Source organism: Flavobacterium sp., from assembly GCF_027531705.1.
GTDB lineage: Bacteria > Bacteroidota > Bacteroidia > Flavobacteriales > Flavobacteriaceae > Flavobacterium.
This window is the reverse complement of sequence record NZ_JAPZSP010000024.1, coordinates 85,986-101,474: the sequence shown is the minus strand read 5'-3', so window position 1 is coordinate 101,474 and position 15,489 is coordinate 85,986. Positions and strand designations below refer to the sequence as shown.

The 15,489-nt window shown below is 31.7% G+C and carries 11 protein-coding genes; 5 read left to right on the top strand and 6 right to left on the bottom strand.

Features of this window, described 5'->3' with window-relative positions; genetic code table 11:
* Window positions 1-330: 330 nt before the first annotated feature.
* From O9267_RS10075 to O9267_RS10065, 3 genes are all read left to right on the top strand, one after another.
* Entirely contained in the window at window positions 331-471 is a 141-nt protein-coding gene (locus O9267_RS10075) for a hypothetical protein (protein WP_298178887.1), read from the top strand.
* Window positions 472-617: 146 nt separating this feature from the next.
* Window positions 618-2,594 (top strand): ATP-binding protein, encoded by a 1,977-nt coding sequence (locus O9267_RS10070; RefSeq protein ID WP_298178885.1) that lies wholly within the window; start codon window positions 618-620, stop codon window positions 2,592-2,594.
* 6 nt (window positions 2,595-2,600) lie between these two features.
* On the top strand, window positions 2,601-3,269 hold the full coding sequence (locus tag O9267_RS10065; RefSeq protein WP_298178882.1) for a response regulator: 669 nt from the start codon (window positions 2,601-2,603) through the stop codon (window positions 3,267-3,269).
* A gap of 54 nt (window positions 3,270-3,323) precedes the next feature.
* Here the strand turns inward: O9267_RS10065 and thiL are convergent, their stop codons facing one another.
* Window positions 3,324-4,370 (bottom strand): thiamine-phosphate kinase, encoded by a 1,047-nt coding sequence (gene thiL, locus O9267_RS10060; protein WP_298178880.1) that lies wholly within the window; start codon window positions 4,368-4,370, stop codon window positions 3,324-3,326.
* Between the two features lie 125 nt (window positions 4,371-4,495).
* Between thiL and O9267_RS10055 the strand changes: the two genes are divergently transcribed.
* Window positions 4,496-5,278 carry an alpha/beta hydrolase gene (locus tag O9267_RS10055; RefSeq protein ID WP_298178878.1) on the top strand — a complete coding sequence of 261 codons (783 nt, stop codon included), beginning with the start codon at window positions 4,496-4,498 and terminating at the stop codon, window positions 5,276-5,278.
* Between the two features lie 49 nt (window positions 5,279-5,327).
* Here O9267_RS10055 and O9267_RS10050 read toward each other — a convergent pair whose 3' ends face one another.
* From O9267_RS10050 to O9267_RS10030, 5 genes are all read right to left on the bottom strand, one after another.
* On the bottom strand, window positions 5,328-8,090 hold the full coding sequence (locus tag O9267_RS10050) for a PD-(D/E)XK nuclease family protein (RefSeq protein WP_298178876.1): 2,763 nt from the start codon (window positions 8,088-8,090) through the stop codon (window positions 5,328-5,330).
* 64 nt (window positions 8,091-8,154) lie between these two features.
* Window positions 8,155-9,564 carry an OmpA family protein gene (locus tag O9267_RS10045; protein WP_298178873.1) on the bottom strand — a complete coding sequence of 470 codons (1,410 nt, stop codon included), beginning with the start codon at window positions 9,562-9,564 and terminating at the stop codon, window positions 8,155-8,157.
* A 110-nt stretch (window positions 9,565-9,674) separates the two neighbouring features.
* Window positions 9,675-10,865, bottom strand: coding sequence for a glycine C-acetyltransferase (gene kbl / locus O9267_RS10040; protein ID WP_298178870.1), 1,191 nt, complete (start codon window positions 10,863-10,865; stop codon window positions 9,675-9,677).
* Window positions 10,866-10,904: 39 nt separating this feature from the next.
* Window positions 10,905-14,060: a UvrD-helicase domain-containing protein gene (locus tag O9267_RS10035; protein WP_298178867.1), complete on the bottom strand. Its 3,156-nt coding sequence runs from the start codon at window positions 14,058-14,060 to the stop codon at window positions 10,905-10,907.
* A 132-nt stretch (window positions 14,061-14,192) separates the two neighbouring features.
* On the bottom strand, window positions 14,193-14,711 hold the full coding sequence (locus O9267_RS10030; RefSeq protein ID WP_298178864.1) for a GNAT family N-acetyltransferase: 519 nt from the start codon (window positions 14,709-14,711) through the stop codon (window positions 14,193-14,195).
* Window positions 14,712-14,834: 123 nt separating this feature from the next.
* On the opposite strand from O9267_RS10030, the gene O9267_RS10025 reads away from it, so the two are divergent.
* Window positions 14,835-15,440 (top strand): superoxide dismutase, encoded by a 606-nt coding sequence (locus O9267_RS10025; protein ID WP_298178862.1) that lies wholly within the window; start codon window positions 14,835-14,837, stop codon window positions 15,438-15,440.
* Window positions 15,441-15,489: the final 49 nt, after the last annotated feature.

Genomic DNA, 15,489 nt, shown 5'->3' with positions numbered 1-15,489 from the left:
CTCAAAACAGTATAATCGAATCTATTTGTCAGTAATGTAATGCTAAAATCAATATTTTTTGCTATCAAATATTTTTTAAAGTATTGAAAATAAATGTTTTAATATTATAATTATACGTTATTTACACTAGAATTTGTGCAAAACTAAACAATCCTACTGACTACCCTTTTTTTAAATTACATTCACTATCAAATGGCTATATTCTACCACAAATACAATTTGTAAGGTATGGTAAATTAATGTGTTATATAAATTTACAAAGTGAGAAAGAGATAAAACTCACGCTGAATTTTCATCTAATTAATTAATAACATAAAAAACCCCAACATTATGAAAAAAGCAATTTTAACTTTCGGTGTATTCTTTACAATGGTTGTATTAACGTCTTTTAATGAGCCAAAAACAGAAAAAGTAACTATCTCTAAAACTACTACTGAGATTGGTGGAACATCAACTGGAGTGAAAGTATAACAACTACTTCCATAAAAATAACTTAAAGATGCATTAATGCATCTTTTTTTTTATCTTTATCAAATGTTTTAAAAAATAAATTTTTGAAAAAGGCGCAAATATTTTTAATTTTTTTGTTGATTTTAGGTTGTAGTAAAAAGAAAAACTTGAATGAAACTAAACTTATATCAAAAGATTCTATTGGAACACTTATTAAAGATGGAGAAAAAACATCTTTAACTAGAGAAAAAAGAATTTCTTCATTAAACAAAAGTTTTGATTTAATAATAAAATCTGGAAATTCGTTAAATAACAGAAATTTGTTAGCCGAAATTTCAGAACAATATTATAAGTTGGATGAGACAAAAATGCAAGAAAAAACCAGTAAAGTTTTACTAACTTATGCTACTTTATCAAACGACACTTTAAATATTGCCTCATCTTATAACCTTATAGGAAAGTCCAAGTTAGATTTATATGAAATAGATAGTTCATATTATTACTTTTTGAAGGCTGAAAAACTTTATCTTATATTGAAAGACAGTTCTGATATTGCCAAAAATTTTATAGCAAAATCAAATCTTCTATACAGTACTAACAATTATTTAGAAAGTGAACAGTCGGCAATTGAAGCTTTAAAGTTCATCAACAAAGAGAAAGACTTAAAAAGTAACTACTTGGCTAACAATCTAATTGGACTTTCATCAAATGGTCTAAAAAATTATTCTAACTCAATTATATATTTAAATAATGCGCTTCAAATTGCGTTAACAATTGATACTTATGAAAAAAAATTTTATGTTCCTATTTCATTTAATAACATAGGTTTCTCCTATCAAAATAATAATGATCATATAAAAGCCATTGAATATTTTAAAGAAGGTCTCAAAAGTAAATATCTACTTCCTGAAATGCCCGATTTATTTGCTAACTTAACTGATAATTATGCTTATTCAAAATTTAAGTTAAAAGATTATAGTGAACTACCTGGTCTATTTCATTTATCTTTAAAATTAAGGGAAAAAAATCAACTTTATGATGGAGTAATTTTAAGTAAAATACATCTTTCAGAATATTATAGAGAAATTAATGATAGCATAAATTCAAAAAAATTTGCATATGATGCATTAAAACTAGCAAAATCTACTAAAGTGTCTAGTGATATTCTCGCGTCATTAAAACAACTATCAAACGTAGATATAAAAAACGCTGCAAAATACTCTCAAGAATACATTCGCCTAAACGACAGCGTACAAAACGAAGAGAGAAAAGTAAAAGATCGCTTTGCAAGGATTGCTTATGAAACAGATGAAATTATTCAACAAAAATCGGAGCTTGAGGTTGAGAACCGTAATCTAATTTACTATTTATTTGCTACTGCTGGAATCTTTGCACTTTTATATATTGTTAGATCACAAAAAGCTAAAAACCGTGAACTCGCTCTAAAACAACAACAACAAGAAGTAAATGAAGAGATCTATAATCTTATGATTTCGCAACAAGCTACAATTGAAGAAAGCCGTGCAGATGAGAAAAAGAGAATGGCACAAGAACTTCATGACGGTGTGTTGAGCAAAATGTTTGGTACAAGACTTAACTTAGATAGTTTGAATGATGCTAAAGACAAGGATTCTATCGATAGAAGGTATACTTATATTCAGGAATTGAAGAATATCGAACAAGAAATTCGAGAAATTTCTCATGACTTAAGCTCAGAAAAAGAAAAATTAATTAATAACTTTGTTGGAATTGTATTAAATTTGCTTGAAGAGCAAAAAAATTCTTTTACAACTAAGTTGACATATTCTTTTGATAAAAATATTAAATGGGATATGTTAAACAATATTGCTAAGATTAATTTGTATAGAATTCTTCAAGAAACGTTACAAAATTGTAATAAATACGCTAAAGCAAAAGCGATAAATGTTGATTTCAAATCGGTAGATGAAAACATTGTTTTAACTGTTAGTGATGACGGTTTAGGATTTGATTTAAACAAAAAGAAAAAAGGAATAGGATTGAAAAACATGGTTGCAAGAGCCGAGGAATCTAGTGGTAAATATGAAATTAATTCTCTCATTGACCAGGGAACTTCAACAACCGTAATAATTCCATTAAATGCCCCAAAACCAAACCAAACTTAGTACAAAATGTCAAATATTATTAACCTTCTTATTGTAGATGATCATCCGTTTATCATCGAAGGCTATAAGCATGGAATAAATGCATACAAATCAAAAGAAAACTACCAATTTAATATTTCCCAAGCTAAAAACTGTGAAACAGGTTATGAAGCAATAATGAATGCCGAAGTACCGTTTGATGTTGTATTTTTAGACTTGAACATGCCAGCATACGAAGAAAAAAACATTTTTTCTGGCGAAGATTTAGCTTTACTTATTCAAAAACAAATGCCTGATGCTCGACTTATCATGTTAACCATGACTAATGATATGGAAAAAGTGCTTTCGCTTATTGATACTGTAAATCCTAATGGTCTAGCTATAAAAAATGACCTTGGACATAAAGAGTTATTGCTCGGTTTTGATAAAATAATGAAAAACCTTCACTATTATAGTGATTCTGTTGTGAAGTTGTTAAGCAAACCACAATATGAAGGATACGATTTTGACCAATTTGATAAAGAGATTCTAACTCAAATTTCAAAAGGAATTAAGCCAAGATATTTACTAAAATATGTTCCGCTGACTTCTGAAGTCGTTATAAATAGAAGAAAAAATTTATTCAAAGTACTTGGTGTCAAAACAGATTTAGATCAAGATTTATTGGATAAAGCAAGAAAAAAAGGATTGTTATAAAAAAACAAAAAGCGTTCTATTACGGAACGCTTTTTTTATGTAAATAACTATATATTATTCTTCTAAAGCATCCCAACCTCTAGCTTTCAACGGAATTTTAGTGTTGGCTCTTGTAATCAAATGAATGCCTTCGGTTTCTTCTGTTAAATGTCCAATCACTGTAAAATTTGGATTTCCTTTTATTTTGTCAAAATCTTCCAAAGCAATTGTAAACAACAGTTCATAATCTTCGCCACCATTTATAGCAACGGTTGTGCTGTCGATAGTAAATTCTTCACAAACATTTATAAACTGAGGATCAACTGGAATTTTTTCTTCATAAAGATTACAACCCACTTTCGATTGTTTGCAAATATGAATAATCTCCGAAGACAATCCATCAGAAATATCAATCATAGCCGTTGGTTTTATTTCTAAAGCAAAAAGCAACGTTCTTACATCAGTACGAGCTTCAGGTTTAAGTTGTCTTTCTATCAAATACGAATAGGCGTCTAAATCGGGTTGGTTGTTCGGATTTACCTGAAAAACTTGTTTCTCACGTTCTAAAACTTGTAAACCCATATAAGCTGAACCTAAATCCCCAGAAACTACAAGTAAGTCTGTTGGTTTAGCACCATTTCTATATACAATTTCTTCTTCATTAGCTTCTCCAATAGCCGTAACCGAAATAATTAAACCTTTTTGAGACGAAGTTGTGTCGCCACCAATTACATCAACATTATAGAATTTTGCAGCCAATGCAATTCCTTCAAACAGTTCTTCTAAAGCTTCAAGCGGAAAACGATTAGAAACCGCCACAGAAACTGTTATTTGTGTTGGTTTGGCATTCATTGCGCAAATATCAGAAAGATTGACTACAACAGCTTTATAGCCTAAATGGCGCAAAGGCATATAAGACAAATCAAAATGAACACCTTCAATTAACAAATCGGTTGAAACAACTGCTTTTTTATCGCCAAAATTCAAAACAGCTCCATCATCACCAATCGACTTTAATGTGGAAGGTTGTTTGGCTTCAAAATTTTTAGTCAAATGTTCAATTAATCCAAATTCGCCTAATTGTGAAATCGATGTTCGTTGCGGATTTTTATCTTCTATCATGGTAGTGCTCAATTTTTATGCAAAGGTAATCAGAATTTTTGGATGTTGGGAGTTGGATGATAGATGCAAAATTTGGAATTTGGAATTTCTTTTTTGGAATTTTAAATAATTACCTTTGTCACATTATGAAAACAATTCACTACAAAAATATAAACGTTTCTTTTTCTGACACTGGAAAAGGAACAACAGTTGTTTTACTTCATGGTTTTCTCGAAAATCAGTTGATGTGGAATGACATTATGCCTGAATTATTACTTAAAAACCGTGTGGTGACTATTGATTTATTAGGTCACGGACAAACCGATTGCCTGAGTTATGTTCACACTATGGAAGATCAAGCCGATATGGTGCAAGCGGTTTTGCATGAATTAAAAATTAGAAAAGCGATTTTTGTTGGACATTCAATGGGCGGTTATGTTGCGTTGGCTTTCGCCGAATTATATCCTGAAAAAGTAAAAGGCTTGGTTTTGATGAATTCTACTTCGTATGCCGATTCAAAAGAAAGAAAAGTTAATAGAGACAGAGCCATCAAAGCCGTAAAGCAAGATTACACGACTTTTGTACGACTCTCAATTGCGAATTTATTTAGTGAAGAAAACCGTGAAAAACTTGCTTTGCAAACAGAAAAAGTAAAGTTAGAAGCTCTAAAAACGCCACTTCAGGGAATTATTGCGGCACTTGAAGGCATGAAAATAAGAAAAGATAGAGAGGTTTTGTTTCACCTAACTGACTATCCAAAATTATTGATTCTTGGCGAAAAAGACGGCGTTTTAAATTATGATGAAAACCGTCATCAAATAGAAAATACTTCGGTTGAATTAGTAACTTTTCCTGATGGACACATGAGCCACATTGAAAATAAAGAAGAATTAAAAGTAGTTTTGAAAGGTTTTTTGAAGAAGGTTTAGGGTTTAACCACGAAGATCACAAAGAAGGCACGAAGTTCACGAAGTTTTGCTATATTTTCTCTTCAAAAGGTTTATTTTCATCTAAAATCTCACTTAATAACAAAGCAATTTCGTCTAAATAATTGGTCAAAATTGAATCCTTGATTGTTGTGCTTTCGTTTTTGTCTTCTTTAAAAATAAAAGGTAAAAATCCTGATTTTAAGTTTTTGAATGATAAAATTCCAGCTTCTATTGGTTTTTCATTTGCTTGTTTTTCATACATAAAAGCATAAGCCAAAACTTGAATGATTTTGTCATTTTTGATTTCTTCTGTTAATCCATTCCATGATTTTAGGGTAACGTTTCCTTTTTCAACTTTACCGGTTTTGTAATCAATTATTCTTATGATTCCGTTGCGTTCTTCTATTCTATCTACATTTCCTTTTATCAATACTGGAAATGGCAATTTAGGATGATTTAATTCACGCTGAAAAGTTTGTTCGAGAGCAATTATCTTAATAGCATCACCACTTTTGATGCTTTCTAATTCCAGTTTAAGAAAATTGAATACATTTCGTTTAGCCACTTCAAAAGCGAGCAAATTTCTACCTTTTTTGATTTCGCCTTCTTTGTAAACCAATTTGAATTGTTTCAAAACTTCCTCATCTAACTTTTCTAAGCAATTTTTAATATCTTTTTCGCTCAAAAACTTTCCGATGAATGGTTCGTATAAAAACTTTAAAGTTTCATGAATAATCGTTCCTAAAGTGTTTAGTGCAATGTTTTCTTCAACTTCTTCGACTTCTCGAATATGTAGAATTTTTTGAAAGTAAAAATCAATCGGATTTCGAATATAACTTGTCAATGCCGATGGTGAAAATCCTAAAGCAGCTATTTCTTTCAATCGAGTCATGACACTTTCAGACTTTGGGATTACTAATGGTTGATAAGCTATTTCGGGCAAAACAGCATTGTAAATTTCATCAGTAATGGTGTGATTTGGTTGTTTTTCGACTTCTAATTGTGTTATAAAACGACTTTTTTCGCCAGCATCTAATCCTTCGCTTTCTGTATTATAAAGTAAGTAAATGTTTTTGGCACGTTGTATCAAATGGTAAAAGTGAAAAGTGTAAATAGCATCTTTTTCCTTATAAGTTGGCAAACCTAATTCTCTTTTCACATCATATGGAATAAATGAATTCATTGATTTTCCTGCTGGAAATTTTCCTTCGTTCATTGAGGTTATAATGACTGTTTCAAAATCTAAAACGCGACTTTCTAAAACACCCATAATTTGCAATCCATTCAAAGGTTCACCTTCAAAGGAAACTTCAGCCAAATCGATAACTTGTTTGTAGATGGCATATAAAGTTTCAATTTTATCGATATTATCATGATTTGAATAATAAGTGTTCAGTTTATTAATGGTTTTAAAAATTGAAAACACAAAAGCTTTACTTATTTTTTCATCTTCATTATTGTTACTCAAATTGTTTTTGATGGTAACCAACAAAGTTGAAATAGATTCAAGAACTTCAATTGAACCATTTTCCCATTTTGTAAAAAGTAAATTGAATAAATTATTCGGATTTTCAATAAGTTCATAAAGCTTTTTGTGGGTTATGAATGTGTAATTATTTTGATTAATAATGCTTGCCAATTTGTTAGCAAAAACATAAGGTTCAACAAGTGGATGTGTCAAAATATCGAGCACATCTTTGTAATAAAACACATAGCTTGCTCCGTTTCGAGATAAAGCATTGGTGTGTAATTTGAATAATTTTGCAATCAAAACTTGCGCTGGATTGTTTTTACTTGAATAACCCATTGTTATATTCAAAGCTTCAACAGTTGATGGTAAAGTGTATAAAAGCGGCACTAATAAACTTTCTTCTCCTAAAACAATCGCTACTTTATCTAACTGATTTTGGTGATTTTCATTGATTATGTTTTCAATAAGTTTTCCAGTTATTTTGGCTTGACCAATAGTTTTGGGTGTTCCAATAATATTGATTTTTTTTTCTTTAGAAAAATCGGTTGCAATCCATTCAAAAGGATTTGATTTGTAATATTTCCAGTTTTCTTTATAGCGACGAACAAACAAACCTGCATCATGATAGGAATCTTTCAAAAATGTTTCATCAATATCCCAATATATTTTAGCTTGACCATTTTCTAGTAGGTGTTGAATTATCTTTTCTTCAGAAGCATTAAGCGCATTAAACCCTGCAAAAATTATTTTTTTATCTGAAATAGAATTTGAGAATTGAACTAAATTATTGGTTGCTTCACGATATATTAAACCTTGGTAACCCACTTTTTTTTGAAGCAGATGACTATAAAGTGATTGGTAATAATTAGGTAGAAGTTTCCAAAAATCAATATATTTTTCGAGTAAAGGTGTTTTGTTTTCAACTTCTATTCCCCATTTTTTGATGTCTTCAATATCTTTAAGATAAGATAAAACATGCATTGGATCGAGTAAATAGCGATCAATTTCGTTAAAATCTTGTAATAATGTTTTTGCCCAATTGGCAAATAGTTCAAATTCTTGTTTGTTTGGTTTTTCTGTTATAGAAAGATAAACTTCATAAAACTCAAACAACAATTCGATTGGATCAATAGAACGAATACCAGCAATTTCTTGAATAAAATCTTCAATACTGATAATATTTGGCGATAAAATGGTATTGTCAGCTTTTTTCTTTAAAGCTTCGATTAAGAATACTTTCGCTCTTTTATTCGGCAAAATGATATAAGTATTCAATAAATCATTCGAATAATCATCGATTACTACTTTTGCAATTGCATCTAAAAAAGAGGTATTTGTCATTCTATAAAAATAAAAAAAACGCCCCGATAAATCGAGGCGTTTTCAAGAAATATTTTAAAAGAAATTATTTTACTAATTTCACTTCAACTCTTCTGTTGTTAGCTTTACCAGCTTTAGTTTTGTTAGTATCGATTGGTTTAGTTTCACCGTAACCAGCAGATGTTAATCTAGAAGAAGCAATTCCGTTTTCAACTAAATAGTTTTTAACAGCAGCAGCTCTATTATCTGATAATGTTTGGTTAGCAGCATCTTTACCATCGCTATCTGTATGACCTTCGATTGCGAAGTTAGAGTTTGGATACTCTTTTAAGATAGAAGTAATAGCTTGTAAAACTGGGTAAGTTTGTTGTTGGAATGTAGCTTTGTTAGTATCAAATAAGATAATTTTAGCATAGTCATTCAATTTTTTAACAACTTCATCACTTACTTCAGGACAACCTTTGTTAGCAACAGTTCCTTTTACAGTAGGACATTTGTCATCTTTGTCAAGAACTGAGTCACCGTCAGTATCTGGCCATGGACAACCAGCGTTATCTTTAGGACCTTTTACAGTAGGACATTTGTCTGAAGCATCAGTTACACCGTCACCATCAGAATCTGGACAACCATTAAGAGCAGCTAAACCAGCAACTTCTGGACAAGCATCATCTTTATCAGCAATACCATCACCGTCAGTATCAGGACATCCGTTTAAAGCAACTAAACCAAATACGTCAACACAAGCATCTTTGCTATCAACGATTCCGTCACCGTCAGTATCAGGACAACCTTGGAATTGTTTTAAACCAGCAACTTCTGGACAAGCGTCATCTTTGTCATAAACACCATCTCCATCAGTATCTTTACCTCCAAATTTGAAAGTAAGACCTGCGAAATGTTGCATGTGAGTTGGTACGTTATCTGCTGCACCTCTCATAGCTGAATCTTCCATTGAATGTTTGTAAGTTGACTGCCAAGAAAGACCAACCATTTCTGTAAACCAGAAAGTTAATCCTAAACCTCCATTTACAGTACCATAGCTAGCATCACCTAACCAAGTATAACCACCACCTATGTGAGCAGATGGTTCAACAACTTTACTTAAATACTTACCGAAGCTATATTTAATAACTCCATCAGCTGCATAGTAGCTTAAATCACCAGGGTTAACAACTGGATAGTCTCCAGGAACTGTTGGACGTTCTCCAACAAATTTAGAAATTTTGTTAACCGATCCAGTAACTCCAAAAGAGAAATTACCACCAACATGTTTTGTTACATTCAAATAAGATACAGAAGGGATAATGTTCCAGTAGTTTTTCACATTAAAAAACTGAGAAAATTGATCTTCCATTTTTGAGGCAGCACTAACTCTAGCACCGTCTACTGCGTTTGCTCCAAAGGAAATTGCCCATGGGTTGTCACTGTCTTGCGCTTGCGAACTTAGTCCAGCAAACAATAACACTACAGCAAATAATTTGTTAAGATGTTTCATACTTAATTTTGTTAGATTACAATAATTTAATGCGACAAAAGTAACACGTAATTTTTTAACTGCAAAATGAAAACTAAAAAAAAACGTGTAAAAGGTTATAAAACTTGTAATTATACAACATTTAATGCTTTGCCGACCTCAATAAATGCTGAAATTGCCTTGTCTAAATGCTCCTTAGTGTGAGCCGCTGACAATTGAACTCTGATTCTTGCTTTTTCTTTTGGAACCACTGGAAAGAAGAAACCTATTACATAAATCCCTTTTTTTAGAAGTTCGTTTGCCATTGTTTGAGATAATTTTGCATCATAAAGCATTACTGGAACAATAGCAGAATCTCCATCAATAATATCAAATCCTGCTTTTTTCATTCCTTCTTTTAAATAATTAGTATTCCATTCTAATTTATCTCTTAATGAGGTATCTTTTTCTAAAAGTTCAAATACTTTTATAGAAGCTCCAACAATTGCTGGTGCCAATGAATTAGAAAACAAATAAGGACGAGAACGTTGACGAAGAATTTCAATAACTTCTTTTTTAGCTGTTGTGTAACCGCCCATTGCACCACCAAGTGCTTTGCCTAATGTTCCTGTAATGATGTCAACTCTTCCCATTACGCCTTTTGCTTCAAGCGTTCCTTTTCCTGTTGCTCCGATAAATCCAGCTGCGTGACATTCGTCAACCATAACCATTGCATGGTATTTATCCGCCAAATCACAAATTTTGTCTAATGGCGCAACTAATCCGTCCATTGAGAAAACACCATCTGTTACAATAAGTTTAAAACGAGTTCCAGCTTCAGTAGCTTTTATAAGTTGTTGTTCTAAATCTTCCATATTGGAATTTTCATAACGGTAACGTGCTGCTTTACACAAACGAACACCATCAATAATAGAAGCGTGATTCAAACTATCAGAAATAATACAATCTTCTTCTCCTAATAATGGTTCAAAAACTCCACCGTTGGCGTCAAATGCTGCTGCATATAATATAGTGTCTTCAGTTCCGTAGAAATTGGCGATTTTTTGCTCTAATGTTTTATGAATATCTTGAGTTCCACAAATGAAACGAACTGATGACATTCCGAATCCGTGCGAATCTAATGCGTCTTTAGCCGCTTGAATAACTTCTGGGTGTGATGATAATCCTAAATAGTTATTGGCACAAAAATTTAATACTGTTTCACCATTAACGGTAATTTCTGCTCCTTGTGGTGAAGTAATGATTCTTTCTTTTTTGTACAAACCATTGTTTTCAATAGTTTGTAACTCGTTTTGCAGGTGTTGTTGAATTTTTCCGTACATATAAATGTAGTTTATTGTTTGTAGTTTTTTTGTTTGTGGTTACAAATGTAACACTTCAATTTTTTCTCCTATATATATAAGTGCTTTTTTATTGACTTTATAACCCATTTTTTCAATAGCTGTTTGGTAATTTTCTAATTGTTGCTTGTATTTAGGTTGATGCGAACCTGTTTTATAATCGAGTAAATAAACTTCATTTTTCTTGGAAATAACCATTCTGTCTGGTTTTACCAAATTTCCTTCTTTTTGAATGATGGTTTGCTCGTTTAAAACTAGGTTGTCTTTATCAAAATAATTTTCTAGTTCTGAATGATTTACAATTTCACTAATGGTTTTGGCAACCATTTCTTTTTGATTATTGGTTATTAATCCGTTTTCGAGAGCATTTGTGATAGCAAAATCAATATCTTCTTTGGTTTTTACAAAAGATAGAATTTCGTGAATTAAATTTCCATATTCAATGGCTTCTTGCTGATGAGTTCCCCACATTATGGCTTCTCGTTGGGCAATTTTAATGTTTTTTGGATTTAAAATTTCTGAAATCGATTCGATTATTTTTGAAGTATCAACATGTTCTTTGGTTGCAGATAGTTTTTCAGCATTTCCAAAGGCATATTCTAATTTATTTTCATCAAAAACAGATTGATTTTGCAAATATTTTATAAAAAAAGAAGCCATATTGCTAGGATATTCGCCATCTTTCTTATGTTTTAGCTGTTGCGAAATCACATACAATTGTTCTTCTGCACGAGTAAGAGCAACGTATAAAACGTTAATATTATCTAGCAATTCTTCTTGTTTTTTGGAATCATAAACCGCTTTTGCGGCTTCGCCAAAACCTTCAACCGAACTAGTGTTGTCTATTAATATTTTAGGTAATTCGACTGCTTCTTCTTCATTAGAAAGCCATAATTTGTCTTTAGGTTTTCGAGTATAATCTTCTTCGGCAAAAGGAAAAATTACAACGGGAAATTCCAATCCTTTTGATTTATGAATGGTCATAATACGAACAGCATTAGTTCCTTCGGGCGACGGAATGCTAAATTTTTCAGCATTTTTATCCCAATAATTCAAGAAATCTGAAATTCCAGCTTGGTTGCGAATGTCTCTTTCCAAAACAATGTCAAGGAAATATTGGATGTATGAATTCCCAACTTTTAAATTCAGAAATTTTGTAATTAAAATTTCGACCGCTTCATAAAGTGATTTTTTTCTAATATTTTGAAACGATAAATTCACATGAAAACTTTCAAGCCAATTTTCAAACTCTTTTTCATTTGTAAACGACATTCCTTTAGCAATAAAATCGTGAATAGGCATTTGGTCTTGACTATTTTGAGCCAAATAATTCAAGAACTGCGCTTTTGATTCTAAATCGGCATTGTTTTTTAGGTATTTTAACAAATGAATAATCAATCGAACTTCTGTCGCATTTTGAATCATCAAGGTTTCCGATGATAATAACGGAATATTTTGCTCGGTCAAATAATTGGCAATAGCAATTCCCTGATCGCGTTTTCGAGTCAAAATGACAATATCTTTATACTCAAAACCTTCTTTTAGGACTTTTTGAATTGTGTTTAAAGTCGCCAAAACGAAAAGTTCGGTTTTATCTAGTGCTTCGTCGTCGTTTTCAAATTCATTTTTATCGATTATGGGTAAAAAAGAAATGTTCATATAACCGCCTATTTGGTTATTAGATTTCTGAAAACTATGATTTTCGTATAAATCTTTATAAGCTGCATTGTCAAATTCATTTGATAACAACTTGAAAAACTGATTATTAAAATCGATTATCTGCGAATAACTTCTATAATTTTTATCTAAATGAAACTGCTTTTTATCGGGATTATTAAACGGATTTTTGTCTTTACTTAACTCGATAAATTGCTCTGCTTTTCCGCCACGCCAGCGGTAAATAGATTGTTTTGGGTCGCCTACAATCATCAACGTTCCTTTTTCGCCATCAATTTCGCCCGACAAAGCGTTGTCTATCAGCGGAATTAAATTTTGCCACTGCATTTCGGAAGTATCTTGAAATTCATCAATAAAAAAATGGCGGTAGCGTTCACCCAATCGTTCATAAATAAAAGGTGCTGGTTGGTTTTGAATTTCTCGATGAATAATAGCATTAAACTCAGCAATGGAAAGCACATTTTGTTCTTCCTGAATTTTAGCTAACTCATTGCTTACGGTATTTAGCAACGAAAGTGGCGTAATATTTTTTAGAAAGGCTTTGTAAAAATCTCTTTTTTCAAAATTTTTGTAAATTGTATCTAAAAACTCCAATAATTGTGGAATTACACTTTCAATAATGGCAGTATCTTTAGCTGTTTTATTGATTTTTATAGCATCAAATTCGTGATAGGTTTTATTTTTTGGGTTAAATTTTCCGTCAATAATACTCTGAATATGTTTAGGAAAATATTCGCCTGAAAATGATTTTGTATCAATTCCGTTTTGGTCAAAAATGGAAATAGCATTTTTAGCTAGATTGATATTTTCTGCTTCTAATTGTTCACAAATCTTGGCAAGACGTTTCTTGATTTCTAAAAATTCGGAAATTGTTTTGTTGTGAAAATGCGTTATCTCTTCTCGATTATTCTCGTTTAGCAACAATCTTCCCGTTTCTAGAATTTCCCGCGAAATATCCCAACTTTTATCGTCATCGGTTTTTTCCATGGTGAAATCGATGAGTAACTTAGTCAAGGTTTCGTCTTCGCCCGCTTGCGCAATAATGGCATCGACTGCTTCGGTAAGTAAATTTTCGGTATCGAGTGTTACTTCAAAAGTCATGGGTAAATTCAAATCGTGGGCAAAAGCTCTAATGACACGATGCGTAAATTTGTCGATGGTAGAAATATCAAAAGCGGCATAATTATGAATAATATGCTTGATGATTTGTTGCGATTTGACCTTAATTTGATTGACAGAAAGATTGGTTTCTATTGCCAAATCATGCATAAGGTCTGACGCTTTTTTGTTGGGTTCGTCTTTTGCAAATTCGGACAAACTGCCTACAATACGGCTTTTCATTTCGTGAACGGCTTTGTTGGTAAACGTAATGGCAAGAATATTTCGATAAGAATCGTTTTTGCTTGATGAAAGAATGATTTTGAGGTATTCTTTAACCAAAGCATAGGTTTTTCCTGAGCCAGCCGATGCGTCGTATATGGAGAATGAAGGTCTTTGCATTAGGTTTTTATTTTTGAAACGATTGTTGATCTTTAGAATTTTCTAGCCCTGATAGTAGTGGAAATCCTTTTCTTTTTTTCTTTAAAAAAGAAAAGATTGCAACGTATAGCAGGTTAAAGCTCATAAAAAATATCATTTCTTTATTTGATAAATATAATTCAATTTTGAATCTTCTCCATAATATTCTACTTCAAATTCATCAATTTTTGTGGCGCCTATTTTTTCTATTGCTTTTTGCGAACGAATATTAAAAGCTCCTATGTGAAAATAAATAGTATCAACATGTTGAAAAGCATAGTCCATCATAAGTTTTTTCAGTGCCTTGTTGTATCCGTTGCCCCAAAATTTTCTACCTATAAAAGTATAACCTATTAAAACTGATTTTTCATTTTCGTTATAATCATAAAATCGGCTACTACCAATAGGCTCGTTGGTTTTGGCGTCGCGAACAAAAAAAGCACCTTTCGACTGAATGGCACCTTCAAAAAAGTTTTGGAAGACTTCTTTTTGATAACGCAATTTATTAGGATGTTGTTCCCAAATGAGTTTGTCAGAAGCAACCGAATAAAGTTCGTCAAAATCATTTTCATTGAGCGGAACTAACTTGATTAATTCGTTTTCTAAGTGCCTTGGTTGTTGAATAAATTTCATTAAGCTAACTTTAAAATAAATAGTAGTTATAATTTTATAAAATTATACAATAAAAATATAATAATTTTTGAAGTTAAATGTATAAATTTGGATTCAATTATTTACTAATTTAAAAAATATATCATGGCATTTGAATTACCACAATTACCTTACGCTTACGATGCGTTAGAGCCACATATTGATGCCCGTACGATGGAAATTCATCATACAAAACATCACAATGCATACACTACCAACTTAAATGCAGCTATTGCTGGAACAGATTTAGAAGGAAAATCGATTGAAGAAATTCTGAAAAATCTAGATATGACCAAAGCAGCTGTTAGAAATAATGGTGGTGGATTTTACAATCATAACTTATTTTGGACTGTAATGTCACCAAATGGTGGCGGATTGCCAAAAGGTGATTTGCTAGCAGCAATAGAAAAAGATTTAGGTTCGTTTGACGAATTTAAAGCTGCATTTGCTAAAGCCGGTGCTACACAATTTGGTTCAGGATGGGCTTGGCTGTGTGTAAAAGATGGAAAATTAGAGGTTTGCGGAACTCCTAATCAAGATAATACGTTGATGCCAGGTGTTGGTTGTGGCGGAACTCCAATTTTAGGAATGGATGTTTGGGAGCACGCATACTACTTGCATTATCAAAACCGTCGTCCTGATTATATTGAAGCTTTTTTCAATGTTATCAATTGGGATGAAGTAACAAGAAGATACAACGAAGCTAAGTAATTTTAGATTTGTGTTAAAAATAAAACCCCGTTTCGGTTGAAACGGGGTT